The sequence below is a fragment of the Nonomuraea sp. NPDC049269 genome (assembly GCF_043197155.1).
GTDB lineage: Bacteria > Actinomycetota > Actinomycetes > Streptosporangiales > Streptosporangiaceae > Nonomuraea.
Genome location: NZ_JBICSO010000034.1, coordinates 1 through 1205, shown reverse-complemented (window position 1 = coordinate 1205; position 1205 = coordinate 1). Strand labels below are relative to the sequence as shown.

The following is a 1205-nucleotide window of genomic DNA, read 5'->3' as shown; positions in this document are numbered from 1 at the left end:
GGTCGAAGGTGGGGCTGGCGATTGGGACGAAGTCGTAACAAGGTAGCCGTACCGGAAGGTGCGGCTGGATCACCTCCTTTCTAAGGAGCAGCTGATCAGCAGCGGAAGCTGCTGGTCTATGTCACGGTCATCAGCGAATGTCTGATGCGTGACGGCTCATTAGTGGAGCACTGGCTACTCAAGTGGTCCGGGTCATCCGGGTCGTTGGTACCGCCGCTGGTGACAGCGGAGTGGGAAGACGCGCTCTGGAAGGTCTGGGCTGGTTGGACACACTGTTGGGTCCTGAGGAAACGGACCTGTGGGACTGCGACCGCATCCCCCACTGCCCGCGTCATGAGCGGCCCCCGGTTAGGGGGCTTGTTCCTCTGGCGGCGGGTCGGCGGGATGGGGCGTCGGCGGTAGTCGGCGCCCGGTACGGTGGGCAGTCCCGTGGTTTGTGGGACCTCATGCAGGGCCATTCTTCTGTCACATCGCATCTGCCCTTCTTTTGTGGGGGGTGGGTGGTCTGGTGGCGGGTGAGGGTGGTTGCTGTTTGTTGTTTGAGATTTGCATAGTGGACGCGAGCATCTTTGTGGCCAAGTTTTTTAGGGCACACGGTGGATGCCTTGGCATCAGGAGCCGATGAAGGACGTGGGAGGCTGCGTTAAGCCTCGGGGAGTCGCCAACCAGACGTTGATCCGGGGATGTCCGAATGGGGAAACCTAGCACCAGTCATGTGGTGTTGCCTCCGCCTGAATGTATAGGGCGGTTGGTGGTAACGCGGGGAAGTGAAACATCTCAGTACCCGTAGGAAGAGAAAACAAGAGTGATTCCGTGAGTAGTGGTGAGCGAAAGCGGATGAGGCTAAACCGGGCGTGTGTGATAGCCGGCAGGCGTTGCACGTTCGGGGTCGTGGGACCTTCTTGAGGGGGCTGCCGTCTTCTCGGACAGTGATAAATCGATGGGTTAGTTGAAGCCTCTGGGAAGGGGCGCCGTAGACCGTGAGAGCCGGGTAGGCGAAAATCTGTCGACTGTCGGAAGGGATCCCAAGTAGCACGGGGCCCGAGAAATCCTGTGTGAATCTGCCAGGACCACCTGGTAAGCCTAAATACTCCCTGATGACCGATAGTGCACGAGTACCGTGAGGGAAAGGTGAAAAGTGCCCCGGTGAGGGGTCGTGAAATAGTACCTGAAACCGTGTGCCTACAAGCCGTAGGAGCTTACAG

General features: G+C 59.0%; 2 rRNA genes. Both read left to right on the top strand.

The features are described 5' to 3' along the window. Positions 1-80: ribosomal RNA gene (locus ACGFNP_RS61050) — 16S ribosomal RNA — on the top strand; the annotation flags it as partial. Between the two features lie 493 nt (positions 81-573). Further along, a 23S ribosomal RNA gene (locus ACGFNP_RS61045) occupies positions 574-1205 on the top strand; the annotation flags it as partial.